The sequence below is a fragment of the Streptomyces sp. NPDC051322 genome (assembly GCF_040689485.1).
Classification (GTDB): domain Bacteria; phylum Actinomycetota; class Actinomycetes; order Streptomycetales; family Streptomycetaceae; genus Streptomyces.
Genome location: NZ_JBFBAK010000001.1, coordinates 473,448 through 499,013, shown reverse-complemented (window position 1 = coordinate 499,013; position 25,566 = coordinate 473,448). Strand labels below are relative to the sequence as shown.

At 70.9% G+C, this 25,566-nt stretch carries 25 protein-coding genes; 12 read left to right on the top strand and 13 right to left on the bottom strand.

Annotated features, from left to right (window positions below; translation table 11 throughout):
* Positions 1-3: 3 nt before the first annotated feature.
* Positions 4-1,092, top strand: a complete 1,089-nt coding sequence (locus AB0436_RS02250; protein ID WP_366465734.1) for a polyprenyl synthetase family protein — start codon at positions 4-6, stop codon at positions 1,090-1,092.
* Between the two features lie 23 nt (positions 1,093-1,115).
* Positions 1,116-2,306 (top strand): oxygenase MpaB family protein, encoded by a 1,191-nt coding sequence (locus AB0436_RS02245; protein WP_366465733.1) that lies wholly within the window; start codon positions 1,116-1,118, stop codon positions 2,304-2,306.
* Positions 2,307-2,324: 18 nt separating this feature from the next.
* Here the strand turns inward: AB0436_RS02245 and AB0436_RS02240 are convergent, their stop codons facing one another.
* The 3 genes from AB0436_RS02240 to AB0436_RS02230 all read right to left on the bottom strand — a co-directional run bounded on the left by AB0436_RS02240 (position 2,325) and on the right by AB0436_RS02230 (position 5,790).
* Complete coding sequence (locus AB0436_RS02240; protein ID WP_366465732.1) at positions 2,325-3,695, bottom strand: MFS transporter; 1,371 nt, start codon at positions 3,693-3,695, stop codon at positions 2,325-2,327.
* Between the two features lie 60 nt (positions 3,696-3,755).
* Positions 3,756-4,676, bottom strand: a complete 921-nt coding sequence (locus AB0436_RS02235) for an amidohydrolase family protein (RefSeq protein WP_366465731.1) — start codon at positions 4,674-4,676, stop codon at positions 3,756-3,758.
* A gap of 88 nt (positions 4,677-4,764) precedes the next feature.
* Complete coding sequence (locus AB0436_RS02230) at positions 4,765-5,790, bottom strand: amidohydrolase family protein (protein WP_366465730.1); 1,026 nt, start codon at positions 5,788-5,790, stop codon at positions 4,765-4,767.
* Positions 5,791-5,955: 165 nt separating this feature from the next.
* Between AB0436_RS02230 and AB0436_RS02225 the strand changes: the two genes are divergently transcribed.
* Complete coding sequence (locus AB0436_RS02225) at positions 5,956-7,095, top strand: serine hydrolase (protein WP_366465729.1); 1,140 nt, start codon at positions 5,956-5,958, stop codon at positions 7,093-7,095.
* 19 nt (positions 7,096-7,114) lie between these two features.
* On the opposite strand, the gene AB0436_RS02220 is transcribed toward AB0436_RS02225, so the two are convergent.
* The 3 genes from AB0436_RS02220 to AB0436_RS02210 all read right to left on the bottom strand — a co-directional run bounded on the left by AB0436_RS02220 (position 7,115) and on the right by AB0436_RS02210 (position 9,335).
* Positions 7,115-7,447, bottom strand: coding sequence for a MazG-like family protein (locus AB0436_RS02220; protein WP_366465728.1), 333 nt, complete (start codon positions 7,445-7,447; stop codon positions 7,115-7,117).
* A gap of 72 nt (positions 7,448-7,519) precedes the next feature.
* Positions 7,520-8,308 (bottom strand): SDR family oxidoreductase, encoded by a 789-nt coding sequence (locus tag AB0436_RS02215; RefSeq protein WP_366465727.1) that lies wholly within the window; start codon positions 8,306-8,308, stop codon positions 7,520-7,522.
* Positions 8,309-8,330: 22 nt separating this feature from the next.
* On the bottom strand, positions 8,331-9,335 hold the full coding sequence (locus tag AB0436_RS02210; protein ID WP_366465726.1) for a Gfo/Idh/MocA family oxidoreductase: 1,005 nt from the start codon (positions 9,333-9,335) through the stop codon (positions 8,331-8,333).
* A gap of 55 nt (positions 9,336-9,390) precedes the next feature.
* Between AB0436_RS02210 and AB0436_RS02205 the strand changes: the two genes are divergently transcribed.
* The 3 genes from AB0436_RS02205 (at position 9,391) to AB0436_RS02195 (ending at position 12,579) form a co-directional block, all read left to right on the top strand.
* Positions 9,391-10,668, top strand: coding sequence for a multidrug effflux MFS transporter (locus tag AB0436_RS02205; RefSeq protein WP_366465725.1), 1,278 nt, complete (start codon positions 9,391-9,393; stop codon positions 10,666-10,668).
* A gap of 70 nt (positions 10,669-10,738) precedes the next feature.
* The gene (locus AB0436_RS02200) at positions 10,739-11,740 is read left to right on the top strand and encodes a small ribosomal subunit Rsm22 family protein (protein WP_366465724.1); all 1,002 of its coding nucleotides are present in this window, start codon (positions 10,739-10,741) and stop codon (positions 11,738-11,740) included.
* A 107-nt stretch (positions 11,741-11,847) separates the two neighbouring features.
* On the top strand, positions 11,848-12,579 hold the full coding sequence (locus tag AB0436_RS02195; protein WP_366465723.1) for a bifunctional DNA primase/polymerase: 732 nt from the start codon (positions 11,848-11,850) through the stop codon (positions 12,577-12,579).
* Positions 12,580-12,642: 63 nt separating this feature from the next.
* Here AB0436_RS02195 and AB0436_RS02190 read toward each other — a convergent pair whose 3' ends face one another.
* Genes AB0436_RS02190 through efeO form a run of 4 tightly spaced genes read right to left on the bottom strand, consistent with a single transcriptional unit; the run spans position 12,643 to position 16,957 of the window.
* Entirely contained in the window at positions 12,643-13,572 is a 930-nt protein-coding gene (locus AB0436_RS02190) for a hypothetical protein (protein WP_366465722.1), read from the bottom strand.
* Entirely contained in the window at positions 13,499-14,479 is a 981-nt protein-coding gene (gene efeU / locus AB0436_RS02185) for an iron uptake transporter permease EfeU (RefSeq protein WP_366465721.1), read from the bottom strand. The genes AB0436_RS02190 and efeU overlap by 74 nt, the downstream gene beginning before the upstream one ends.
* Before the next feature lie 39 nt (positions 14,480-14,518).
* On the bottom strand, positions 14,519-15,796 hold the full coding sequence (gene efeB / locus AB0436_RS02180; RefSeq protein WP_366465719.1) for an iron uptake transporter deferrochelatase/peroxidase subunit: 1,278 nt from the start codon (positions 15,794-15,796) through the stop codon (positions 14,519-14,521).
* A 15-nt stretch (positions 15,797-15,811) separates the two neighbouring features.
* A complete protein-coding gene (efeO, locus tag AB0436_RS02175; protein WP_366465717.1) occupies positions 15,812-16,957 on the bottom strand; it encodes an iron uptake system protein EfeO in 1,146 nt (381 codons plus the stop codon).
* 225 nt (positions 16,958-17,182) lie between these two features.
* Here efeO and AB0436_RS02170 point away from each other — a divergent pair, with 225 nt between their 5' ends.
* Positions 17,183-17,830 (top strand): PhzF family phenazine biosynthesis protein, encoded by a 648-nt coding sequence (locus AB0436_RS02170; protein WP_366465716.1) that lies wholly within the window; start codon positions 17,183-17,185, stop codon positions 17,828-17,830.
* Positions 17,831-17,857: 27 nt separating this feature from the next.
* On the opposite strand, the gene map is transcribed toward AB0436_RS02170, so the two are convergent.
* Positions 17,858-18,715, bottom strand: a complete 858-nt coding sequence (gene map / locus AB0436_RS02165) for a type I methionyl aminopeptidase (protein WP_366465714.1) — start codon at positions 18,713-18,715, stop codon at positions 17,858-17,860.
* A gap of 30 nt (positions 18,716-18,745) precedes the next feature.
* On the opposite strand from map, the gene AB0436_RS02160 reads away from it, so the two are divergent.
* A complete protein-coding gene (locus AB0436_RS02160; protein WP_365857305.1) occupies positions 18,746-18,967 on the top strand; it encodes a hypothetical protein in 222 nt (73 codons plus the stop codon).
* A 70-nt stretch (positions 18,968-19,037) separates the two neighbouring features.
* On the opposite strand, the gene AB0436_RS02155 is transcribed toward AB0436_RS02160, so the two are convergent.
* Positions 19,038-19,640: a hypothetical protein gene (locus tag AB0436_RS02155; RefSeq protein WP_366465713.1), complete on the bottom strand. Its 603-nt coding sequence runs from the start codon at positions 19,638-19,640 to the stop codon at positions 19,038-19,040.
* 143 nt (positions 19,641-19,783) lie between these two features.
* Here AB0436_RS02155 and npdG point away from each other — a divergent pair, with 143 nt between their 5' ends.
* Positions 19,784-20,488 carry an NADPH-dependent F420 reductase gene (gene npdG, locus AB0436_RS02150; RefSeq protein WP_366465712.1) on the top strand — a complete coding sequence of 235 codons (705 nt, stop codon included), beginning with the start codon at positions 19,784-19,786 and terminating at the stop codon, positions 20,486-20,488.
* 23 nt (positions 20,489-20,511) lie between these two features.
* Positions 20,512-20,745 carry a hypothetical protein gene (locus AB0436_RS02145; protein ID WP_366465711.1) on the top strand — a complete coding sequence of 78 codons (234 nt, stop codon included), beginning with the start codon at positions 20,512-20,514 and terminating at the stop codon, positions 20,743-20,745.
* A gap of 38 nt (positions 20,746-20,783) precedes the next feature.
* Here the strand turns inward: AB0436_RS02145 and AB0436_RS02140 are convergent, their stop codons facing one another.
* Positions 20,784-21,590, bottom strand: a complete 807-nt coding sequence (locus AB0436_RS02140) for a site-2 protease family protein (RefSeq protein WP_366465709.1) — start codon at positions 21,588-21,590, stop codon at positions 20,784-20,786.
* Positions 21,591-21,716: 126 nt separating this feature from the next.
* Between AB0436_RS02140 and AB0436_RS02135 the strand changes: the two genes are divergently transcribed.
* On the top strand, positions 21,717-22,133 hold the full coding sequence (locus AB0436_RS02135; protein ID WP_366465708.1) for a DUF6578 domain-containing protein: 417 nt from the start codon (positions 21,717-21,719) through the stop codon (positions 22,131-22,133).
* 28 nt (positions 22,134-22,161) lie between these two features.
* Positions 22,162-25,560, top strand: a complete 3,399-nt coding sequence (locus tag AB0436_RS02130) for a BTAD domain-containing putative transcriptional regulator (protein ID WP_366465707.1) — start codon at positions 22,162-22,164, stop codon at positions 25,558-25,560.
* Positions 25,561-25,566: the final 6 nt, after the last annotated feature.

Genomic DNA, 25,566 nt, shown 5'->3' with positions numbered 1-25,566 from the left:
GCGATGCCTGAGAGGCATGCGATGGCCGGGACGCGGGCACTGCGCGAGGAGCAGCAGCAGGACGCGCTCCGTGCCCGAGTGGACGCCGTTCTGCAGGAGTTCACCCAGCGCGAGTCGGCGGAGTTCGTCGCAGTGGACGCCGAGCTGCTCCCGGTGGCCGAGCAGTTGGCCGCGGCGGTGGCCGGAGGCAAGCGGCTGCGGGCGGCGTTCTGCTACTGGGGGTGGCGGGCAGGCGGCCAACCGGACAGCGATGCGCTGGTCAAGGCCGCCGCGGCGATCGAGCTGGTGCATGCGGCAGCCGTCGTCCATGACGACCTGATCGATGAAAGCTCCGTGCGACACGGCAGGCCCACCGCACACATCGCCCTGCGTTCGGCCTGCGCCGGCCGGGCCCGCTCCACCGCGGGCGGCAGGTCGCTGGCCATGCTCGCCGGTGACCTGCTGATGTCGTGGGCCGGGCAGCTGTTCACCTCCTGCGGCCTGCCGGCGGCCTACCTGGCCCGGGCCAGGGGACTGTGGGCGGTCATGGCCAGGGAACTCATCGCCGGCGAGTGCCTGGAGATCCTGCGGACCGGTGGCCGGCCCGATACGGCCAGTTCGCTGCAGGTCATCAGGTACAAGACGGCGAAGTACACGGTCGAACACCCGCTGCACATCGGTGGGGCGCTTGCGGGTGTGCCCGACTCGGTGATGAAGGCCTTCACCGCCTACGGACTGCCTCTGGGGGAGGCGTTCCAACTGCGCGACGATCTGCTCGGGCTGTTCGGCGACCCGGCCCGCACCGGCAAGGCGAATCTGGATGACATCAGCGGAAACCGGCCCACCGCCCTGCTCGCCCGGACCTGGTCGGCCGCGACCGCCGCCGAGCGTGCGGAACTGGATGGCCTGCTCGGGCGGTCCGACCTCGATGACGACGCGCTGCTGCGGATGCGGGCGATCATGCAGCGCACCGGAGCGCCCGCCCGCGTCGAGGAAATGATCAATCGGCGCACCCGGGAGGCGGTCGATGCCATCGGCCGCGCGGATCTGCCGGCGTGCGCTGCCGACGCGCTGCTCCACCTGGTGGCCTCGGCCGCAGCCCGCCAGTCCTGATCCGCCGAAAGGACCCGATGTCCATGCCTCACGCGACCACGCCCTGCCCGCCTTACACGAACGAGTCCATGGACGCCCTGCGGCTGCTGGGCGACGAACTTGCCGACGCGACGGTGAAGACCCTGTTCGAGCGCGGCGAGGTCGGCAAGTTCAACACCCTGATGCGCTACTTCTCCACTGTCGGCCAGGATCTCCCCGACGGGCTCCCCGACGTCGCCCGCGAGTACCTGGAGGCGACCAGCGCCCCACCGGACTGGGTCGACTGGGGCCGGATGGAGCAGGCCCGGCTCTTCTTCATCGACAACAACGTGCACATTTCCACCGCGCTGTCCTTCGCCGCGATGCCTGCCTGCTACGTCGTTCCGCATGTGGCCAGGCTGCTCAGCGCCACGCACTCCCTGGACTACCCCTCACGGCGCATGGCCGAGACCGGACAGTTCGTCGTCCACCTGATGCAGCCCGACGCGTTCGAGGCGGGCAGCCGGTTCATCCCTGCCGCGCAGAAGGTGCGGCTGCTGCACGCCTCCATCCGCTACCACCTCAGCCGCGAGGACCGCTGGGACGTGGCCGGGCTGGGCACGCCGATCTGTCAGGAGGATCTGATCGGCGGCCAGATGATGTTCTCCATCCAGATCCTGGACGCACTGCACCGCCTGGGCATCCACATGTCGGTCGACGGCGCGGAGTCCTACTTCTACGCCTGGCGCGTGGTCGGCGCGATGCTCGGCATCGGCCTCGATCATGCCCCGGCCGACCTCGACAGCGCCCGGCAGTTCTCGGACCTCTACATGACCCGGCACATGGGCCCGTCCGAGGAAGGTGCCAGGCTGACCCGCCAACTCATCGACCTGTACGAAGAGGTCGTCCCCGGAACCCTGCTGGACCCACTGGTCGCCGCTCTCATCCGCTACCTCATGGGCGACACCTGCGCGGACTGGCTCCGCGTCCCGCGGACCGCCTGGGACACAGCCGTCAAAGCCGCCCCCGCGCTGCTCGGAATCCTCGAACGCATCGAGGACAACTCCCCCCTGGGTGCCTGGGCCCTGGACCGGCTCGGTCACTTCACCACCCTCTTCGAGCTCAGCTCGCTCACCCGCGGCCGGGTCATGCACTACGCCATCCCCGAGCACCTCAAGGGCGCGTACGGCGTCACCTCCACCGGCCCGCGGACCAACCGCTGGACCCCGCCGCCCCCGGCCGTGCCGTACGCCTGACAGCCCCGGCGTAACCGGTCACGCTGTCCGGGCGGCCTGACCGGCAATCGTCCGTTGCTGCTCCGGGGCCCGGAGTGCCGAGCGGATCCGGGGACCGAAGACGGCCAGGACGATCGCGCCGACCAGCCAGGTGCCGGCGATGAAGTAGAAGACACTCCGGTAGCCGTGGCTGGTGTAGAGAGCTGCGACGATCAGGGGGCCGGCCGCGTTCGACAGCCGGCCGAGGCCGTAGGAGATGCTGGTCCCCAGCGACCGGCTGCGGGTGTCGAAGAGCTCGGGGGAGTAGGCGTAGGCCAGCGCCGTGTAGCCGCGCTCGAAGAGGTTCACCAGGAAGCCGAACACCACGATGAGCACCGGGTTGAAGGTGAGCCCGTACAACAGCCCGCACAGCGCGATCACCGTGCTGAAGCCGACCAGGCACCACTTGCGCTCGAACCGGTCGGTGACGAGGGACGCCAGGTAGGAACCGAGCGGCGCGCCGACCGTGGTGAGAGCCACGTAGAAGACCGACTTCTCGACACTGAATCCCTGCTTGGTCAGCAAGGTGGGCGCCCAGCTCGAGTAGCCGAAGAAGCCGATGGTCTGCGTCACCCACAACACCGTGAGCAGCAGCGTCGGGAACAGGTACTTCTTCTGCAGCAGCAGGCGCAACGGCGCCTTGGCCGACGGTATTTCCTCGACGGGCGGCGCAGGCTCGGGGAGGGGGCCCTGCTCCGCGGCGACGCGCGCCTCGATCTCCTGCAGCACGGCGTCCGCGCCGCTGTGGTCGCCCCGGCTCTCGTACCAGCGGGGTGATTCCCTCAGGTGCCGGGTGAACAGCACGAGCAGCAGGCCCAGCGAACCCCAGAGGTAGACCAACCGCCACGACCAGTCGGTGAGCGGTACGACGGCGCTGGCTATGAGGTTGGTGGCCGGCGTGCCGCAGATGCCGATGACGATGGCGTACGCCTGGTATTTGCCGCGGACCGCGGACGGGTACATCTCGTTGACGTAGATGACCGCGACGACGGTCATCGCGGACAGGCCCGCCGAGGTGAGGACGCGGAACACGCCGAGGGACACGATGTCCCAGGAGAACACCGACACGAAGGAGAACAGGCCGAAGGACAGCGTCGTCCACAGCAGTGCCCGCTTGCGGCCCCACCGGTCGGCGACGGCCCCGGCGACGATCGACCCGAGGAACATGCCCACGAACGACAGCGAGGTGACGTAGGCGATCTGGTCGACCGTGACGCCCCACAGGTGGATCAGCTTCGGCGCGGTGGTGGCGAAGCTGTTGATGTCCGCGAACTCGAAGAAGTAGGCGCAGGAGACGGCGAGCAGAGTGACCTTGTGGAACCGGGATATCGGAAGTCTGTCCAGCCGGTTCAGCGCGTTGGAGTGTCGCATGGGGTGGCCCTTGTGTCGAAGTAGTCGGTCCGGTTCGGTCGCGGTTCGGTCGCGGGGACCTCAGAGGTCTTCGCCGGGCCAGTAGAGGCTCATCGGGTTGTCGACGAGCAGCTTGCGCTGCTGCGCGGCGGTGGTGGCCACCTGCGGCACGTAGTCGGCCAGCAGGCCGTCGTCGGGCATGTGGTCGTTGAGGTTGGGGTGGGGCCAGTCGGTGCCCCACAGCACCCGGTCCGGGAACTCCGTCACGACATGCCGGCCGAAGGGCACGACATCGGTGTAGGCGTGCTGTTCGCCGTCCAGGGCGGCCGGCCCGGTCGCGCTGAGGCGCTCGGGGCAGGTCACCTTGACCCAGACGTCGTTGTCGTCGACGAAGCGCAGGAACCGGGCGAACTCCGGTCCGTCGACCGGACGGGTCACGTCCGGTCGCCCCAGGTGGTCCACCACCAGCGGAGTGGGCAGTGTGCCGAAGAAGCTTTCCAGGTCGGGCAGGTCGGCACTCTCGAAGTAGAGGACGATGTGCCAGCCCAGCGGTGCGATCTTCTTCGCGATGGTGCTCAGGTCCTCCTTGGGGGAGGTGTCGACCAGGCGCCGTACGAAGTTGAATCGCACTCCGCGCACGCCTGCGGCGTCGAGTGCGCGCAGCTCGTTCTCGCTGACGTCCGGACGGACGGTCGCGATGCCGCGCGCCCTGCCGCCGGCTGCCCGGACGGCGTCGACCATCGCGGTGTTGTCCGCGCCGTGGCAGGTGGCCTGCACGACGACGTTCCGAGTGACCCCCAGGTGGTCGCGGAGCGCGAACAGGTCGGCCTTGCCACCGTCGCAGGGCGTGTACTTCCGCTCCGGCGCGAACGGGAAATCGGCCTGCGGGCCGAAGACGTGGCAGTGGGCGTCGACGGTTCCCGGTGGCAGCCGGAACGCCGGACGCGAGGGGTTCCGGTACCAGTCCAGCCAACCGGGCGTCTTGGGGGAGAGGGCGCTCACGAAGAATTCCTCCGGTCTTTCAGCAGCCAGGACGTGTGGGGGAGGCAGGCGGCCGTGATCGGCCACCTGCCGTGCGGGGAGCCGCGGCTCAGCGGCCCTGGCGCTGCAGCAGGGCGTCAAGGCGGGGGTAGACGGCGCGGGCGTTGTGTTCCTGGATCGCGGCGAGGTCGTCCGCCGGCAGCTTGGCGGCCTCGGCATAGCGACGGGTGTCGTCGAAGTAGTGACCGGTCCGCGGGTCGATGGAGCGGACCGCACCGATCATTTCCGAGGCGAAGAGGATGTTCCTGGCGGGGATGACGTCGAACAGGAGGTCCGAACCGGGCTGGTGGTAGACGCAGGTGTCGAAGAAGACGTTGCCCAGGACGTGCTCTTCCAGCGGCGGCTTTCCGAGTGCCGCCGCCAGACCGCGGAATCGGCCCCAGTGGTAGGGAACCGCTCCGCCTCCGTGCGGGATGATCAGGCGCAGGGTGGGGAAGTCCGCGAACAGGTCGCCCTGGACGAGCTGCATGAACGCCGTGGTGTCGGCGTTGAGGTAGTGCGCCCCGGTGGTGTGGAACGCGGGGTTGACGCTGGTGCTGACATGGACCATCGCCGGGATGTCGTACTCCACCATCTTCTCGTACACGGGATACCACGAGCGGTCGGTCAGCGGCGGCGCGGTCCAGTGACCGCCCGAGGGGTCCGGATTGAGATTCAGTGCGACGGCGCCGTACTCCTCCACACAGCGGGTGAGCTCCGGCAGGCAGGTGGCGGGGTCGACGCCGGGCGACTGGGGGAGCATCGCCGCGGGGACGAAGCGCTCCGGGTAGAGGCTGCTGACCCGGAAGCAGAGCTCGTTGCAGATGGCCGCCCACTCGGCAGAGGTCGTGAAGTCACCGATGTGATGCGCCATGAACGACGCGCGGGGCGAGAAGACCGTCATGTCGATGCCGCGCTCGTTCATCAGCCGCAACTGGTTGGACTCGATGGTCCGGCGCAGTTCGTCGTCGCTGATGCGCAGATCCGCGCGGGCGGGGGCGAGTGACGGGTCGGCGAGTCCGTCGATCTGCTGATTGCGCCATGCCTCCAGCTGCGGCGGGGCGGTCGTGTAGTGACCGTGGCAGTCGATGATCATCGCGGTTCCTCGTGAAGGGGGTGGGCTGATGGCCAAACTAACCGCTGACGAAATTGGTGACAATATCTTCCACGAAAAAGTTTCGCTTTCGTTTGGTGTCGCCGGGCCGCTCGGTCCGTTGCCCCGCCGTTCCCACCCGGCCGCCGGGTTCGTACGATCAGCCAGGTGACCAGCAACGCTTCGCCCTCACGGCGCGCAGTGCTCGGCCTCGCCGCCGCTGCCGTGCCCGCCGCGCTCCTCGCCGGAGGCGCCCCTGCCTCGGCCGCCACCGCGGTGGGGGGTGAACGGCTCGGCCTGGGCGGTGTGCAGGTGAGACGGCTGGGCGGTGCGCCGAAGCTGCCGCGCGCCGAGGCCCAGGCGTGGCTGGTGGCCGACTACGACAGTGGCGAGGTGCTGGCCGCCTACCGTGCGCACCGGCGGCTGCCGCCGGCCTCCACGCTGAAGATGCTGTTCGCGGACACCGTGCTGCCGAAGTTCAGCGGAAGCGAGAAGTACCGGGTCACCGCCGCCGACCTGGCGTCCGTACCGGAGGGCAGCAGCCTGGTGGGGGTCGAGGCCGGGACGACGTACACCGTCGACGAGTTGTGGCGGGGGGTCTTCCTGCGGTCGGGCAACGACGCGGTCCACGTGCTGAGTTCGATGAACGGCGGGCTGGCGGCGACGGTGCGTGAGATGGGCGCGAAGGCCAAGGACCTGCAGGCACTCGACACCCATGTGGTCAGCCCGGACGGCTACGACCACCCCGGGCAGACGTCATCCGCGTACGACCTCTCGCTGTTCGCCCGGCACGGCCTGCGGAGCGAGCAGTTCCGGGGATACTGCGGGATGCGGGTGGCCGAGTTCCCGGGGCGCCGCGGCAAGAGCTTCCAGATCCAGAACACCGACCGCCTGCTCGGCGTCTACCAGGGCATGATCGGCGTCAAGAACGGCTACACCACCCATGCGGGCAACACCTTCACCGGCGCCGCCACCCGGGACGGCCGGACCCTGCTGGTCACCGTGATGCATCCGGCAGTCGGTTACGACGCCGTGTACAAGGACACCCAGGCGCTCCTCGACTGGGGCTTCCGGGCGGCGACGAAGGTCACGCCCATCGGCACGCTCGTGGAGCCGCTCAGCGAAACCGCCTCCCACGCGGCAGCGGCGGCCCCGGCCAACGGGGCGCAGGCGGCGCGGTCCGACGGGTCCGGCGCCGACAGCAGTGCCTGGCCGCTGCTCGGGGCGGGCGGCGGACTGGCGGCCGTGCTGGCGGCGGGCGCGGTGGCGGTGCGCAATCGCCGGCCTCGGCGAGTCCGTAAGCACTGACAAGGCGGAAGGGCGCAGGTCAAACGGCCGGGCCGGCCCCGCCGAGGGAGCGGTCCGCGACGCGTCGCAGATGGGTGGTGAAGACCTCGGCCGCTTCGGGGGTGAGCGTCCGCAGGGCGACCATCGCGGTCACGATCACGTCGCAGAGTTCGTCCTGGACGTCCTGCCAGCCGTGCGTGGTGCCCTTGCGCGGGTTCTGCCCGGTGGCGCCGATGACGGCCTGCGCGACCTCACCCACCTCCTCCGACAGCTTCAGGATGCGGAGCAGAGTCTCCTCGCGGGGCGGGCGGGTGGCGGCTTCGGCAAGCCAGGTGTGGAGCCGGCCGATGGTGTTCCAGGTCGCGTCGTCCATGGCGGCAGCGTTTCACGGCAACAGGGCTTCGCGGCAACGGCGCTTCACGGCAACCGCGCTTCGTGGAGCGGGCTACCCCCGTCCCACGTACGGCATCGCCGTGGCCAGCACCGTCGCGAACTGCACATTCGCCTCCAGCGGCAGCTCCGCCATGTGCAGCACGGTCCGCGCCACGTCCGCTGCCGCCATCACCGGCTCCACCGCCAACTCGCCGTTGGCCTGCGGGATGCCCCGCTGCATCCGTTCCGTCATCTCGGTCGCCGCGTTCCCGATGTCGATCTGTCCGCAGGCGATCCGGTACGGACGGCCGTCCAGCGAAAGAGACTTGGTCAGGCCGGTCAGGGCGTGCTTGGTCGCGGTGTAGGCGATCGAGTTCGGCCGCGGCGTATGGGCCGAGATGGAACCGTTGTTGATGATCCGGCCGCCCTGCGGGTCCTGTTCCTTCATCAGCCGGAAGGCGGCCTGCGCGCACAGGAACGACCCGTTCAGGTTCGTGTCGACGACCTTGCGCCAGGCCGAGTACGGGAGGTCCTCCACCGCCACACCGCCGGGGCCGGCGGTGCCCGCGTTGTTGAAGAGCAGGTCCAGCCGGCCCCACCGGTCGCGCACCGCTGCGAAGAGCGCGGTCACCTCGTCGGGGGAGGAGACGTCGGCCCGGACGCAGAAGGTGTCGCCGTCCGTGAGCGACGCCGTCTCCGCCAGCTTCTCGGTACGACGGCCGGCCAGCGCCACCGACCAGCCGGCCTCCGCCAGGGTGAGTGCGACGCTCCGGCCGATGCCCGAGCCGGCGCCGGTGACGACCGCTGTCTTTTGAGATGCCGCTGTTTTTTGAGATGCGGCTGTCTTTTGAGATGTGTCCATGAACGCGCAGATTACGACAGTCTCAGGCGGGCACGCCGTCCACCGGGTAGCGGACGCCGATGCGCGTCCGCACCGCGTCGAGCGTCCGCATCACCGCCAGCGTGCCGTCCAGCGGCACCAGGGGCGACTCGGTCTCGCCCGCCCGCAGGCAGCGCATGACCTCGGCCGCCTCGTACTGCATGCCGTGCAGGGTGCCCCCGGCCTGCTCGGCGGTGAACTCCTCGGGCTCCCGGCCGGCCCGGTGCAGTACGAATCGCTCCGGTTGGAAGAAGCCGCGCGGGAACTCGATACGGCCCGCCGTGCCGCTCACCGCGGCGGTCTGCGGGGTGTCGGCGGTCACCGAGGCGCTGAGCAGGGCGCTCGCCCCGCTGTCCCAGCCCAGCAGCATCCCGGTGTTCAGGTCCACGCCCTCGGCGGACAGCAGTGCGTCGGCCTGTACCCGGTCCGGCTCGCCCAGCAGCAGGTGCGCGAAGGAGACCGGATACACGCCGAGGTCGAGCAGTGCCCCGCCGCCCTGAGCCGGGTCGCGCAGCCGGTGGCCCGCGTCGAACGGGCCCTCCAGGCCGAAGTCGGCCTGCACGGTGCGGATTTCACCGATCGCCCCGTCGCTCACCAGCTCCACCAGGCGTCGCAGCAGCGGATGGCAGTACATCCACATCGCCTCCATCAGGAAGCTGCCGCGCGAGCGCGCCAGGCCGACCAGCTCGGCCGCCTCCCGGGCGTTCAGCGTGAACGCCTTCTCGCACAGCACCGCACGGCCGGCCTCCAGGCAGAGCCCGGCGGCGGCCCGGTGCGCGGAGTGCGGGGTGGCGACATAGACCACGTCGACCTCGTCGTCGGCGGCGAGTTCGTCCCAGCTGCCGTACGCCCGGGGAATGTCGAAGCGTTCGGCGAATCCCTTCGCCGACGCGAGGGTCCGCGAGGCCACCGCCACCACCTCGGTGTCCGGCATCCCCTGCAGGTCAGCGGTGAATGCCGCGGCTATGCCGCCGGTTGCGAGCACGCCCCAGCGCACGGTTCTGCCCATCCCCACCCCAAAAAATTGTCCCGACCACTGCGTATGAGCTGAGAGCATAGAGGCCATGCCGAAGACCTCCGCACCCGCGCACATACGCGTCGGGCACCCCGCGCCCGCCGCTGTCCGCTCCACCGGGATCCTCGTCACCCTCGTGCTCGGCGGTCTGACCGCGCTCCCGCCGCTCTCCATGGACATGTACCTCCCCGCGCTGCCGGGGGTTGCCGGAGCACTGCACGCTCCCGCCGCCACCGTCCAGCTCACCCTCACCGCCTGCCTGGTGGGGATGGCGCTCGGCCAGCTCGTCGTCGGACCGATGAGTGACAAGTGGGGGCGGCGGCGGCCGCTGCTCATCGGCATGGTCGTGTACGTCGCGGCCACGGCGGTCTGCGCCTTCGCGCCGAGCGCCGGACTCCTCATCGGCTTCCGGCTGTTGCAGGGACTCGCCGGCGCCGCGGGCATCGTGATCGCCCGTGCGGTGGTGCGTGACCTCTACGACGGCATGGACATGGCCCGGTTCTTCTCGACCCTGATGCTGATCTCCGGGGTGGCACCCGTGGTCGCCCCGGTCATCGGCGGGCAGATCCTGCAGATCACCGACTGGCGGGGGGTGTTCGTCCTCCTCACCTTCATCGGCGCCCTGCTGACTCTGGTGGTGTGGAAGTGGCTGCATGAGACGCTGCCGCCGGAGCAGCGCCATCCGGGCGGCGTCGGCCATGCGCTCGGCACGATGCGCGAACTGCTGGCCGACCGGGTCTTCACCGGCTATCTGCTCTCCGGTGGTCTCGCCTTCGGGGCGCTCTTCGCCTACATCTCGGCGTCGCCCTTCGTCGTGCAGGAGATCTACGGCGCGTCGCCGCAGATGTTCAGCCTGCTCTTCGGCATCAACTCGGTCGGTCTCGTCGCGGTCGGCCAGCTCAACGGCAAGGTGCTCGTCGGCCGGGTCAGCCTGGACAAGGCCCTCGGGTTCGGGCTTTCCGTCATCACGCTCGCCGCCGGCGCCCTGCTGCTGATGACGACCGGGGTCTTCGGTCACGTCGGCCTCTTCCCGATCGCCGCAGGGCTCTTCGTGCTGATGTCGGCGATGGGGCTCGCCATGCCGAACACCAACGCCCAGGCGCTGATGCGGACCCCGCATGCCGCGGGCTCGGCATCGGCGCTGCTCGGCACATCGACCTTCCTGCTCGGCGCGGTGACGTCCCCGCTGGTCGGCATCGCGGGCGAGGCGACGGCGGCGCCGATGGCGGTGGTGCAGCTGGTGTGCGCGCTGGGCGCCGGGGGCTGCTTCCTGGCGATGTGCCGTCCCTGGCAGCAGCGCGCGGCCGTGCGGGAGCCTCGCCGGTAGGACCGCTGCGCCGCGGGGAAAGCCCTCCTTGGACCACCGTCTGGCTTGGACCACCGTCTAGACTCTTTCGGTGAACGACTCCCTTCCCGCCGCAGAGGTCCTGCGCAACGCCCTCGCCGGTCTCCTCGACGGGCTGCCGCCCAAACAGGCGGCGCAGGCCGTCGAGCGGCTGATCGCGAACTACCGGGGGACCACACCCACCCACACCCCGGTGCTGCGCGACCGCTCGGACGTGGCGGCGTACGCGGCGTACCGGATGCCCGCGACCTTCGAGGCGGTGCGATCCGCGCTGGACGCCTTCCGGGCCGCGGTGCCCGGCTGGGTGCCCGCCACCCATACGGACATCGGGGGCGGCACCGGGGCGGCGAGCTGGGCGGTCGCCGGGGCCTGGGAGGACGCCGGCGGTGATCATCGCAGCACCGTGCTGGACTGGGCGGAGCCCGCGCTCGACCTCGGCCGGGAACTGGCCGCGGCCGCGGGACCGCCCGCGCTGCGGCACGCCGAGTGGCGGCGGACCCGGATCGGACCGGCGCTCAGCCTGCAGAGCGCCGATCTCGTCACCCTCTCGTACGTCCTGGGCGAGCTGACCGAGGCCGACCGCACCGCCGTGGTGGACACCGCGGCGGCCGCCGCGCAGGCCGTCGTCGTCGTCGAACCGGGCACCCCGGACGGATACCTGCGGATCATGGCGGCGCGCGACCGGCTGATCGCCGCGGGCCTGCGGATCGCCGCACCCTGCCCGCACAGCGAGGCGTGCCCCATCGAACGCGGCAGCGACTGGTGCCACTTCTCGGCCCGGGTGACCAGATCATCGCTGCACCGGCAGATCAAGGGCGGATCCCTGCCGTACGAGGACGAGAAGTTCAGCTACGTCGCCGCCGTTCGCGGCGACGCGGTGGCCGCCGCCGCCCGGGTCGTACGCAAACCGCAGATCCGCAAGGGCCTGGTGCTGCTGGAGCTCTGCACGGACACCGGCGAGCTCACCCGGGAAACGGTCTCCAAGCGGCAGGGCGACCGCTACCGTGCGGCCCGGGACACCGAGTGGGGTGACGCCTGGCCGCCCGGCGAGTGACCCGTGCGGGCCGGTTGACCCACCCCGGACGGCAGGTGTGGTCACCCGGGGCGCAGGATGGTGGCAGCATGGAGGTCCGTGGGGGCTGCGGTGAAGTGAGGGGATAGATGGGAACAGAGTTCGGCCGAAACCGAGTCACGACGAGCAGGATGCCCCAGTGGCTGCGACGCCGCCCCAAGGAGTCACCGGACGGTGAGCTGCGCCGCGAGACGCTGCTGACGGCCGCCGCGGCCGCCGGTCTGCCGCTCTCTCCGGCCGCCCACCCCATCGGTTACCGATGTTCCTGCGACCGGGTGGGCTGTCCCACGCCGGCCCGGCATCCGCTCTCCTTCGCCTGGCAGACCCAGTCGACGACGGACCGCTCCCAGGTCGAGCGGTGGGTCCGCGACCAGCCGGAGGCCAACTTCATCACCGCGACCGGCATGGTCCTCGACGTACTCGACGTCCCGCTCGACGCGGGACGCAGCGCGCTGGAGCGGCTGCTCGCCCAGGGGATCGACGTCGGTCCGGTCGCCCGGTCCGGCGAGGACCGGATGCTCTTCTTCACCGCCACCCGCGGCACCCCGGAGGACGAGGACGAGTGGTGGCCGTGCGAGCTGGACTGCCACCCCGAGACGATGGATGAGCACCCGGGGCTGCGTTGGCACTGCCGCGGCAGCTACGTGCTCGTACCGCCCGCGCGGCTGCCCGGCGGGGCGAGCGTGGACTGGGTCCGCGGTCTGGAACACCAGTTGCCCGACCCGCTGACCCTCCTCGAGACGCTGACCGACGCCTGCGCCCGCTATGCCGGTGACCACGGCCCGGAGGCCGGCGCGGTGGCCTGGCCGCTCGGCCGCTGAGTCGCCCGCCGCTGATGCGACCGGCGCCGAGACGCCCGACAGCGGGACGTCCCGTCGGAGGCGTCACGCGCCCTTGGCGGCCACCAGGCCCTGCTCCCGGTCGAGGACGGTCACCTTTCCCTTCGCGGGCACCCGGGCGGCCTCGCTGGAGATCCGCTCCTTGGTGATGGTGCTCTTGGCGTCGCCGGTCATCAGCGCCTTCACATCCGCGGGGACCGTCAGATGCAGGCCCTTCGCCGCGGTCTGCTGCTCGTAGTGCCGGGTGGCGAAGAAGACCAGCGCCCCGCCACCGCGGGTGGCCAGTCCCAGCGGCCGATAGTCGCCGGTGGTCAGCGGCTGGTCGACGTACTGGGTGGCGAGACCCGGCAGGTTCGCGTTCTTGGCCCGCGACTGCCGCCAGACGCTGGTGTGGGTGCCCGGAGCGAAGTGCCGGGGCGTGCCGTCCTTGAGGTACGACGCGTACTGCCCGCTCAGGTCCTTCGGCGCCACCGCGAGCGACGGGTCGGCCGGCTCCACCGGCTTCGCCCAGCCGTCCTTGTCCGTGGCGAACACCGGGACCTCGGAGGGCGTGAGGACCGACAGATAGGCAGCCTTCCACGGCTGGTCCACGGCATTGCGGACGAAAACCACCAGCCAGCGGGTGTCCAGTTTCCCGCCGTCCTGGTCCCGGTTGGAGTCGGTGTCGGCGACGAACCAGCGCGGCCAGCCGGCCTTCTTCGGGATGGCGAACTTGGCATCCGTCAGCTCGAGTTCGGTGTGCCCGGCATTGCCGCCCGGGCTGATGGAATGCCGTGCCTTCAGCCCCGCCTGGTTGATCGCCCCGAGCGCGCCGGTGACCCGGTCCGCGTCCAGAGCCGGGTCGTAGGCCTTGTCCGCCTTGTTGTACGCCGCGGTGAAGGCGCCGAGTGCCTGCGCCGCCTCAGCTCTCGTCGCCGACGGCACGACCTCCAGCTCGCCGTGCACCGTCATGCACCCGCTCGCCGTCAGCAACATCGCCGCCGCCGTCACGAGCCCCGCCGTCAGCCGCCCCAGCCTGCTCATCAGTTGCCTTCTGCTCCCGCGATCCCGCTGCCGATCCCGCTGCCTTCAAGGACGCTGCGAACCCTACCGGGGTCAGGAACAGCGCGAGCGTGGGGACCAGATAGAGCACCCAGACCGTTGCCTGCAGCACCGTGGGATCGGGCTGGAAGTTGAGCACGCCCTTCAGCAGCGTGCCGTACCAGCTGTCCGGCGGGATCGTCGAGCTGATGTCGAACGCCAGGCTCTGCAGACCGGGGATGAAGTCGGCCTCCTGCAGGTCGTGGAAGCCGTACGCGAGCACACCCGCGGCCACGATCACCAGCATGCCGCCGGTCCAGGTGAAGAACTTCGACAGGTTGATCCGGACCGCACCCCGGTAGAACAGCCAGCCGAGCACCACGGCGGTGGCGATGCCGAGCAGCGCGCCGATCATCGGGCCCTGGGTGCCGTCGGTCGAGGTGTGCACCGAGGACCAGATGAACAGCGCGGTCTCCAGGCCCTCCCGGCCCACCGCCAGGAAGGCGGTCGCGACGAGCGCTCCGGTACCCATCTGCAGAGCGGTGTCCAGCTTGCCGTGCAGCTCGGTCTTCAGATGCCGCGCGGTGCGCCGCATCCAGAAGACCATCCAGGTCACCAGCCCCACGGCGATGATCGACAGCGACCCGCCGAGTCCCTCCTGGGCCTGGAACGTCAGCTCCTGCGAACCGAATTCGAGCGCGAAGCCGAAGGCGAGCGCCACCAGCACGGCGGTCGAGATGCCGATCCAGATCGGCCGCAGCGCGTCACGCCGCTCCGTCTTGACCAGATAGGCGATGAGGATGCAGACGACCAGGCTCGCTTCGAGCCCCTCGCGCAGACCGATCAGATAGTTGCCGAACACGTCGGGTCCTTCCTGGTTGCAGGAACCGGATTGCGGGAGTCACGCGAAGAGTGCACGGCCCCACCAGTCGCTCTTGTCACGGACGCCGGGCGGAACCGCGAAGTGCGCCGAACCCACGTGCTGGATGTACTCGTTGAGCGCGTCGTGCCGGGCCAGGCTGCGCTGCAGCGGGATGAAGCCCTCCCGCGCGTCCTTCTGGTACGCGATGAAGAACAGCCCGGCGTCCAGCCGGCCCAGGCCGTCCGTGCCGTCGGTGAAGGAGTAGCCGCGGCGCAGGATCCGGATCCCGTGGTTGGAGTCCGGGTGGGCCAGCCGCACATGCGAGGTGGGCAGCATGGCTTTCAGGAACGGCTTGTCGCGCTCCTTGGCCTTGCCGACCGGCGCGCCCTCGCCCTTGCTGCGGCCGAAGACGTCCTCCTGCTCCTGGAGCGAGGAGCGGTCCCAGGTCTCGATGTGCATCCGGATCCGGCGCGCCACGAGGTAGGAACCGCCGGTCATCCAGTCCGGTCCCTCCTTGTCGGACACCCACACATGCTTGTCGAGCGTGCCGGTGTCGTTGCTCGCGATGTTGTCGGTGCCGTCCTTGAAGCCCATGAGATTGCGCGGCGTCTGCGCATCCGGCGTGGTCGACGAGGTCTTGCCGAAGCCCAGTTGCGACCAGCGGATGGCGATCTTGCCGAAGCCGATCCTGGCCAGGTTGCGGATCGCGTGCACCGCGACCTGCGGATCGTCGGCGCAGGCCTGGATGCACAGGTCACCGCCGCTGCGCGCCGCCTCCAGGTTGTCGCCGGGGAACTTCGGCAGGTCGACCAGCGCATCCGGCCGCTTGTCCTCGAGACCGAAGCGGCCCTTCGTGAACAGCCCGGGGCCGAATCCCACGGTCAGCGTCAGCCGGGACGGCTTGAGGCCGAGTGCTTCGCCGGTGTCGTCCGGCGGCGCCTCCGGCAGACCGCCGTAGGCACCGTCGCCGACCGGGTGCCCCTGGGTCATCAGTGCCGCCGCCTTCGTCCAGTCCTTGAGCAGCTGGACCAACTCGGCGCGGTCGTCGGTGGTGACGTCGAAGGACGCGAAGTGCAGCCGGTCCTGGACAGCGGTGGCGATGCCCGCCTGGTGCGCTCCGTGGAACGCCACGGCCCCGCCGGTGTCGGCCGCGGGCACGGCGTCCTCGCCGGTACGCAGCGCAGCGACGGTCCCGCCCGCGGCGACGGCGCCCAGCGCGAGCCCGGCACCGCCCCAGCCGATCAGCGCACGGCGGGACGGGGTACGGGAGGTGGGTTCCCCGGCGGCGGATTCCCCGGTGGTGGGTTCGTCAGTCATCACGGACCTGCTTCGCTACTTCGAGACGACGGCGGCGGCAAGCTTGGACAGCGGTTCGGCCAGCGCGTTGACCGCGTCCGAGAGTCCCTTGCGGTCCTTCTCGGAGACCTTGTCGTACGAGACGAAGTCGTACCCGGTCTTGTCCGTGCGGTAGTGGTCGAGCAGCTTGGTCAGCGAACCGAACTGCTGGTCGAGTTCCTCGGTCAGCGCCGGGTCGTTCTTCGATGCGACCGGCTTCAACAGCTCGTACGCCTGCTGCGCGCCTTCGAGGTTCGCCTTGAAGTCGACCAGGTCGGTGTGGCTGTAGCGCTCCTCCTCGCCGGTGACCTTCCCGGTGGCGACCTCGTCGAGGAGCTCCTTGGCCCCGTTGGCCATCGAGGTCGGGGTGATCTCGGCGGTGCCGACCCGCCGCTGCCAGTCGGCGAGGTCCTTGTCCAGCTGGGTCGCCAGCGTCTTCTCGGTGGCGCCGATCTTCTCGTCCTGCCACAGGGCCTTCTCCAGGCGGTGCCACCCCGTCCACTTCTGGCCCTTCTCCAGACCGTCCGCACGGGTGTCGGTCTTCGGGTCGATGTCGCCGAACGATTCGGCGACCGGCTCGGTCCGCTCCCAGCCGATGCGCGAGGGGGCGTACGCCTTCCTGGCTGCCGCCAGGTCGCCCTTGCGGACGGCGTCGGTGAAGACCTTGACCTTCGGCATCGTCGCGTCGGCCTGCGCCTGCACGTACTTGCGGTATGCGGCGACCGCGGCGTCCAGCTTCGGATCCCGCTTGACGGCCTTGCCGCCGGAGACGGTGACCTTCTGGCGGATGCCGCTGCCCTTCATCCCCGGCTTGCAGGCGATCTCGTAGCTGCCGGCCTTCACCTCGGCCGTCAGCGTCGAGCTCAGACCGGGGCCGATGTTCTCGCGCTCGGCGACGATGCGGTCGTCGGGGAAGAGCAGATAGACCTCGGTGACCTTGGAGCCCTTGTTCTGCACGGCGAACTGCACATGACCCGCCGGAAATTCCGTCGTGGACACCTTGCAGGAGGAGTCGGTCGCGGTGACCTGGATGGTGTCGCCGCCCCCTGCCTTCGCGTCACTCTTCTCGGCACAGCCCGTGACGGCGGTCAGGGCCGCCACGGCTGTGGCGGCGGTGACGACGGAGAGACGGACGGGTCGCATACGGGCTCCACGCTGGGTGAAAGGGCGAGTGAGGCGAACCTAACTTAACTGAGGCTTACCTGGCTGAGACACACCTGGGTCGTGATTCGGGTCTCACTTGACCTCGGCTTGGCCGATTCCTGACGGGGCGGTGGCGGGACGGCACGCCATCCGCGGAGGCGGGCCCGAACGCGGAGGCGGGCTCGAACCCCCTGCTCGTTCGAACCCCCCTGCTTGAATGTCGGCGTGAACGAGATCGACGTACTCAGCGTCTTCTGCGCGCCCGACGGCAGCCACGGCAACAAGCTGGGCGTTGTCCGGGACGGCGGCCGCTGTCCCGATGTGGCGTCCCGGCAGGCGCTCGCCGGTGAGCTCGGCTTCAGCGAAACCGTGTTCGTCGACGATCCGGAGCGCGGCCACCTCGACATCTACACCCCCGGCCGGCGCCTCCCCTTCGCCGGACACCCGCTGGTCGGTACCGCCTGGCTGCTGGACATCGACGTGCTGGAACTCGCGGTCGGCGACGTCTTCGCCCGCCAGGACGGCGAGTTCACCTGGATCACCGCCCGCGCGGAATGGGCGCCGCACCGGCAGATCCTGCGGTACGCGTCGGCCGCCGACGTCGACGCGCTGCCGAGCCCTCCGCCCGGCGAGGGATGGCTGTACGCCTGGGCCTGGGAGGACGAGGCCGCGGGACGGGTCAGGGCTCGCGGGTTTCCGCGTCGCGACGACGGGATCGCCGAGGACGAGGCGACCGGCGCGGCGGCTCTGCTGCTCACCGCGGAGCTGGGCCGGGCGCTCAACATCACGCAGGGCCGCGGCTCGCAGCTGCTCACCGCGCCCGCGCCCGACGGCACCATCGAACTGGGCGGCCGGGTGCGGTTCGCCGGCTGAGCGGCACGCCCCCCCGGCCCCCGATCGTCAGGGCAGCGTGAGAATGTCCGCCCCGGTCTCCGTCACCACCAGCGTGTGTTCGAACTGCGCGGTCCGCTTCCGGTCCTTGGTCACCACGGTCCAGCCGTCGTCCCACATGTCGTACTCGTGCGTGCCGATGGTGAGCATCGGCTCGATGGTGAAGGTCATCCCGGGCTGGATCAGCTGGGTCGCGTACGGGCTGTCGTAGTGCGGAACGATCAGGCCGGAGTGGAAGGCGGTGCTGATGCCGTGACCGGTGAAGTCCCGCACGACCCCGTAGCCGAATCGTTTCGCGTACGACTCGATGACCCGGCCGATGATGTTGATCTGACGGCCGGGCCGGACTGCCTTGATCGCCCGGTCGAGCGACTCCCTGGTCCGCTCCACCAGCAGCCTCGACTCCTCGTCCACGTCACCGCAGAGGTAGGTCGCGTTGTTGTCGCCGTGCACGCCGTTGAGGTAGGCGGTGACGTCCAGATTCACGATGTCGCCGTCCCGGAGCACCGTGGAGTCCGGGATCCCGTGGCAGATCACCTCGTTGACCGAGGTGCAGAGCGACTTCTTGAACCCTCGGTAGCCGAGCGTCGACGGGTAGGCCCCGTGGTCGCACATGAACTCATGAGCGACCCGGTCGAGTTCATCCGTCGTCACACCGGGCACGATGTACTTGGCGGCCTCCGCCATCGCCTGCGCGGCGATACGGCCCGCCACGCGCATCCGCTCGATGGTTTCGGCGTTCTGGACTTCCGGCCCGGTGTAGGGCGTCGGCGCGGGCTTGCCCACGTACTCGGGACGCCGGATGTTTCCGGGGACGGAACGGGTGGGAGAGAGCTCCCCTGGTACAAGCAGTGACTGGCCAGACATGTCAGCGAGTGTAGGAGAGAGGAGCGCACCATGGCTCTGTTCAAGAAGCGCGCGGCCCCCAAACCGGGCGAATGGTATTACTGCCTGCAGCACAAGAAGGCCGAAGAGGGCCCCGAGTGCCCGTCGAAGAACCGCTTCGGCCCCTATGCCACCCGCGAGGAGGCGAATCACGCCATGGACCGGGCGGCCGAGCGCAACGAGGACTGGGACAACGACCCGAACTGGAGCGACCGGAGCGGCGGAGCCAACTGAGCGGAGCCTACTGACCGGAGCCGCCGCTCGGAGCGCAGCCGCCGCGCCTCCTGCCGGGCGCGGCGCAGCTCTACCAGCGGCTCGGCGGCGGAGCGGTCAGCTGGTCGGCGAGGCGCGACAGCCGGTCCCGGAAGCGCGGCCGGCCCCGCTGGACGGGCAGACTGTTCTCGCCGGCCGCCGCGCTGACCAGATGCTGCACGGTGTCGAAGTCCACCTCGTCCTCACCGGCCACCGTCAGCGTCTCGTGCGCGAGCCCCCGCACCTCCGGGTCCCCGCCGTCGAGCGACAGTACGGTCGCCCCGGCCCGGCGCGCCCCGTGCACCCGCTCCAGCAGCCCCTCGCCGGGCTGCTGGGGTACCACCAGCAGCAGCGTCTCGCCCCGCCCGGCCGCCTCCAGCCGCCCGAGTCCCACCGACAGATGCGCGGGTTCCCCGGCCCGGACCCGGTGCCGTACCAGCGTCGGTGCCAGCTCGGGCAGCCCCGACCAGGCGGCCTCGTCGATCAGGTGCGCCGCCAGGTGCCACGGCTCGTACTGCTCGGTCCCCACCAGCAGCAGCCCGCCACCGTGCGGCACCACGGACGACCGGAGCGCCCCCGCGAACCTCCGGGTGGCGCGCGGCCACTCGGTCCCGGCAAGCACTTCTCTCAGCAGAGCCACACGGACGGCATCCATGGGGCGGCATCCTGCCGCAGTCCGCGCGCCGCGAAGGCGAGTTGGCGCGGATTCACCCGTGCGGGCAGCTGACCCGAGCCGGCGGTGACGACGGGAGAGGTGGCCCCGGCTGGTCCGCTGCCGGCGGAACGTAAGGTCGCCTCATGACTTCCACCGACAGTGCACAGAAGCCCGCCCCCAAGGACCCCTGGGACCTCCCCGACGTGTCGGGCCTGGTCGTGGGGGTCCTCGGCGGCACCGGGGACCAGGGGCGCGGACTCGCCTACCGGCTGGCCAGGGCGGGCCAGCAGGTGATCATCGGGTCGCGGGCGGCGGAGCGGGCGCAGAGCGCTGCCGACGAGCTGGGGCATGGCGTCGAGGGCGCGGACAACGCGGCGTGCGCACGCCGCAGCGACATCGTCATCGTGGCGGTGCCGTGGGAAGGGCACGCCAAGACGCTGGAGTCGCTGCGGGACGAACTGAGCGGCAAGCTCGTGGTGGACTGCGTCAATCCGCTCGGCTTCGACAAGAAGGGGGCGTACGCGTTGAAGCCGGCGGAGGGCAGCGCCGCCGAACAGGCAGCGGCTCTGCTGCCGGAGGCGCGGGTCGCCGCCGCCTTCCACCACCTGTCGGCCGTACTCCTGCAGGACCCGGAGATCGACGAGATCGACACCGACGTGATGGTGCTGGGCGAGGAGCGCACCGACGTCGAGATCGTGCAGGCGCTGGCCGGCCGCATCCCGGGGATGCGCGGGGTCTTCGCCGGGCGGCTGCGCAACGCCCACCAGGTCGAGTCGCTGGTGGCGAACCTGATCTCGGTCAACCGCCGGTACAAGGCGCATGCGGGGCTGCGCGTCACCGACGTGTGAGGGCGGAGCGGGCATGGGGGACAATGGGCGGGAGAAACGCCGCCCTTCCGGAAGTGGAGCCGACCCCCATGCCCCGCCTTGCTGTGTACGCCCTCGTCGTCTGCGCCCTTGCCGTGGCCGCGGCCGTGGTGTCCTTCGTCCAGGGCAGTCTCATCGGGATCGTCTGGATCCTGCTGGCCGGACTCTCCTCGAACATGGCCTGGTTCTATCTGCGCCGGGGCCGGACCACGCGCGCTTCGGCCACCGCGGCGAAGTAGGCGCCGGCGGGAAGCCGGCGCCCACCGGGGAGCGGGCGTCAGCCGCCGGACGGGCAGAACAGCGCTTCCGGCTTGCCCTCCCAGAACCGGTAGAACGCCTGGCCGCAGTAGGTTTCGACATCGCCGACCCCGAGCCCGCGCAGAATCGCGTCGACCAGGTCGAAGAACACGTGGTTCACCGAGGGGATCCAGAGCAGCGCGAAGACCGCCAGCAGCCCGATCTGCGCGAACGGCTCGACCTGGCGGCGGATCCCGTGCGAGAGCCACGGCTCGACCACGCCGTACCCGTCCAGGCCCGGGACGGGCAGGAAGTTCAGGATCGCGGCGGTGACCTGGAGCAGGGCGAGGAAGCCGAGCGCATAGCGGAAGACCAGCGGCACACCGTCCAGGGCGTGCAGCCAGAACGGCGCCGTGCAGACCACCGCGAACAGGGCGTTCGTCAGCGGCCCCGCCGCGGAGATCAGGCTGTGCTTCCAGCGGCCCCGGATCCGGCCCCGCTCGATGAACACCGCACCACCGGGCAGACCGATGCCGCCCAGGATCACGAAGACGACGGGCAGCACGATGCTGAGCAGAGCGTGCGTGTAGGCGAGGGGGTTGAGCGTCAGGTAGCCCTTCGAGCCGATCGAGATGTCCCCGCTGTGCAGGGCGCTCCGGGCATGGGCGTACTCGTGAAGACAGAGTGAGACCACCCACGCGGCTGTCACGAACAGGAACACGGCGAGGCCGGGCACCGGCGCGAAATCCGTCCACACCGCCCAGCCGGTGACCACCATGACCGCGACGATCCCGAGGAAGACAGGGCTGACCCGCCGGTCGCTGTGGCGGGTGGTGGCGGTGGGCATGGGCAGTGCTCCTGGTCGTGTGGGCGGGCCTCGGGGAGCCCCGACCGTACAGGTGACACGCGCGGGGTTGGATACCAGCTTCTCAACGTCTCGCGTCGGGAGGGGAGTTCCGGGGAAGCTGGGGGGATGACCGTATGGCAGGTGATGTATGCCGGCTGGGCGATGGAGTGCTGCGGCACGCCGTTCTCGGTGGGGGACGAAGTGGTGTGGGAGGTGTCGCCCGGCGCGACTGATGACCCGGAGGACGCCGGAGTGCTGCACGTCGCCACGCACGGTACCGGCGGACCGGGCACCAGGCGGGTGGCCGGGCGATTGCGGTCGATCCGGGTGGTGACCGACGGCTTCGCCGTGCAGCCGGGCACCGGCGAGTACGGGCGGGTGCCGGGGGAGCGGTCGCTGCGAGCGGTGCGGACCTGCCCGAAGTGGTTCCGGCGCGGTCCTGCCGAAGCGGGCCGGCGCAGGGATGAGACCGGTGTTCTCGTCGAGGTGGAGACGTCGGCGGAGGCATCGGTGGAAACGCCGATGGAGACATCGGGCGGCTGACGTGTTCGCGATAACGGACAATGGGCCGGTGCGCTACCGGATCCTCTCCACGACTCAGGCACTCCGCGACGACGGAACCGCCATCGCCATCGGCGGGGCACGACTGCGCGCCCTGCTCACCGTGCTGGCGCTGCGCGTGGGCCGGACCGTCCCGGCCGGCGTCCTCGTCGACGAGGTGTGGGACGGCGAGCCGCCCGCCGACGCCACCGGTGCGCTCCAGGCGCTGGTCGCCCGGCTGCGGCGGGCGCTCGGGCACACCGCCATCGACTCGGTGGACGGCGGCTACCGGCTCCGCGCCGATACCGACGACATCGACCTGTACCGCTTCGAGCGGCTCGCCGGGGAGGGGACCAGGGCACTGGAGGGGGGCGACCCGGAGAAGGCCGCGAGCCTGCTCGAGGACGCGCTGGCCCTGTGGCGGGATCCGGTGCTCGCCGACCTTCCCGACCGTGCCGCCGTCGCCGCCCGCTGGGAGACCCGGCGACTGGACGCCCGCAGGGCCGCGCTGACCGCGGCGCTGGCGCTGGGGCGGGCCGACGAGGCGCTGCCCGAGCTGGCCGCGCTCTGCGACGCCCACCCCATCGACGAACCCCTGCGGGCGCTGCGGATCCGCGCGCTGCGGGACGCCGGGCGGGCGGCGGAGGCGCTGGCCGCGTACGAGGAGGTGCGGCGCGACCTCGTCGAACGGCTCGGCGCCGATCCGGGGCCCGAACTGCGGGCGCTGCACGCGGAGTTGCTCGCGCCCGCAGCCGCCGCACCACTCGCGTCGCCCGCACCCTCCGCACCCTCCGCATCGCCCGCACCGTCCGCGCCGGCGAACGGTGCCGCGCCCGGGCCGCCGTCGGCCGACGACCAGGCCGACGACCACGCCGCGGACCACGCGCCCGGGAACCGGAACCGCACCGCTGGGAACCTCCGCCCCCGGCTCACCAGCTTCGTCGGCCGCGAGAGCGACATCGCGGCGCTCCGTGCCGACCTGGGGCGGGCCCGGCTCGTGACACTCCTGGGGCCCGGCGGCGCCGGCAAGACGCGGCTCTCCCAGGAGGCCGCCGAGGCCGCCGCCGAAGCCTGGCCGGACGGGGTCTGGCTGGCCGAACTGGCCCCCGTGGACGACCCGGCCACCGTGCCCGAAGCGGTACTCACCGCGCTCGGCGGACGTGAGACCGTGCTGCGCGGCGCGGGCGCCGACGAGATACGGGCCGCCGACCGGCACGCGGCGGACCCGCTCACCCGGCTCGCCGAGCACTGTGCCAGACGCCGGATGCTGCTGCTGCTCGACAACTGCGAACACCTCATCGAGGCAGCCGCCGCCCTCACCGACGAACTGCTCGCGCAGTGCCCCGGGCTCACCGTCCTGGCGACCAGCCGCGAGCCGCTCGGGGTGCCCGGCGAAGTGGTGCGCCCACTAAAACCGCTGCCCCAGCCGTCCTCGCTGCGGCTGTTCGCGGAACGCGGGGCCGCCGCCAGGCCCGGCTTCCGGATCGAGGACGACCCGGAAGCCGCCGCCGAGATCTGCCGCCGCCTCGACGGACTGCCGCTCGCCATCGAACTCGCCGCGGCCCGGCTGCGGATGCTCGGCCCGCGCCAGATCGCCGACCGCCTGGACGACCGCTTTCGTCTGCTCACCGGCGGCTTCCGGACCACCCTGCCGCGCCAGCAGACGCTGCGCGCGGTCGTCGACTGGTCCTGGGATCTGCTCGACGAGGGGGAACGCGCGACACTGCGCAGACTCTCGGTCTTCGCCGGAGGATGCGATCTGACGGCCACCGAAGCGGTCTGCGGCCCGGACGCCCTGGACCGGCTGGGCTCGCTGGTCGACAAGTCCCTGGTGGTCGCCGTGGATTCGGAGGCCGGCACGATGCGTTACCGGCTGCTGGAGACCGTGGGCGAGTACGCCGCCGAACGGCTCGACGAGTCCGGCGACCGCGAGGACGCCGAACGACGGCACCTGGTGTACTACCGCGAGTTGGCGCGCCACGCCGACATCGAACTGCGCGGCCCCGGACAGCGGGCCGCGATCGACCTGATCGTGCGCGAGTACGAGAACCTGCGCACCGCACTGCGCCGTGCCGTCGCCGCCCGCGACGAGCAGGAGGTGCTGGTCATGCTGCACGCCCTCGTCTGGTACTGGCAGATGCGCGATCTGCGCAGTGACTCGCGGTACTGGGCGGAGGCCGCCTGTGAGCTCGGGCCCGACCCCTTCGAACCACCGATCACCCCCGCCCCGCCGCTGTACGACAGATGCACCGACGCACCACCCCCGATGCGGCCCGAACTGCTCGAGGAGGCCCGGCGCGGTGCGCGGCTGATCGCGCTCGCCACCGCGGAGTTCGACCAGGGCGGTTGGCTGGCGCCGGAGAACATGGAGCAGATGCACGCGATCGTGCAGACCTACCGCCCGGGGCTGCCCCAGACCTGCCGGATGCCCGGCTCGCTGTGGTTCTTCTCGGTGATGCTGACCAGCGACGAGCGGCTGAACGAGATCCTCGAGAAGACCGTGCAGGGCTGCCGGGACATCGGCTATGACTGGGAACTCGCCGTCGCCCTGCAGTTGCGGGCCAATGTGCTGGCCAACCGGAGCGACTGGGCGGGCGACGCGGCCCGGGACGCCGACGAGGCGCTGGCACTGTTCACCCGGATCGGCGACGCCTGGGGGGCGGCCGAGGCGCTGTCGGCGCGCGGCGAGGCCCACGAGCGGACCGGTGCATACGCGCGCGCCGCCGAGGACTACCGCAGCGCCTTCGGCCACGCCGAGCAACTCGGCGCGCGGTCCCAGGTCCTGGTGTTGCGGGCCCGGTACGCGGGCGTGCTGATGGAGATCGACCGGGGGGACGAGGCCGAGACGATCCTGCGGACGCTGCTCGCCGAGGAAGAGGAGGCACCGGGCCGGGAGAGCTGGCCGATGGCGCGGATGTTTCTCGCCATGTGGCTCGGCCGGACCGGTCGCATCGACGAGGCGAGGACTCATCTCGAGGCGCTGCTCGAGACGTTCACGGTCGGGCCCCTCATGATGTTCCAGGGGTTCGTGCTGGGTCTCATGGCATGGCTGGACAACGAGGAGGGCCGCTACGACGAGGCGGTCGAGCATGCGACGACAGCGCTGGCCCGGACCGGGGACCCGCTCACCCGGATGGTGGCGCCGCAGATGGCCGCCATCCACCTGATGGTGCTCGCCTGGGCGCTGGCCGGTACCGGGGACCTCCGCGGGGCTCGCGATGCGGCCATGGTGCTCGCCGCGGCCGACGCGCAGTTGCCGCCCCATCACCATTTCAGTTCGGTCGAGCTCAGAAGCCGCGACGAGGCTTCCCGCTACGCCCGCGCCATGCTCGGCGACGAGGCGTTCGATGCCGCATACGCCGAGGGCGGCGGCCTCACTCCGGAGGAGGCCGCCGCCCTGGGGGAGCGACGCGATCGTTGTCGGGACTGACGGGCC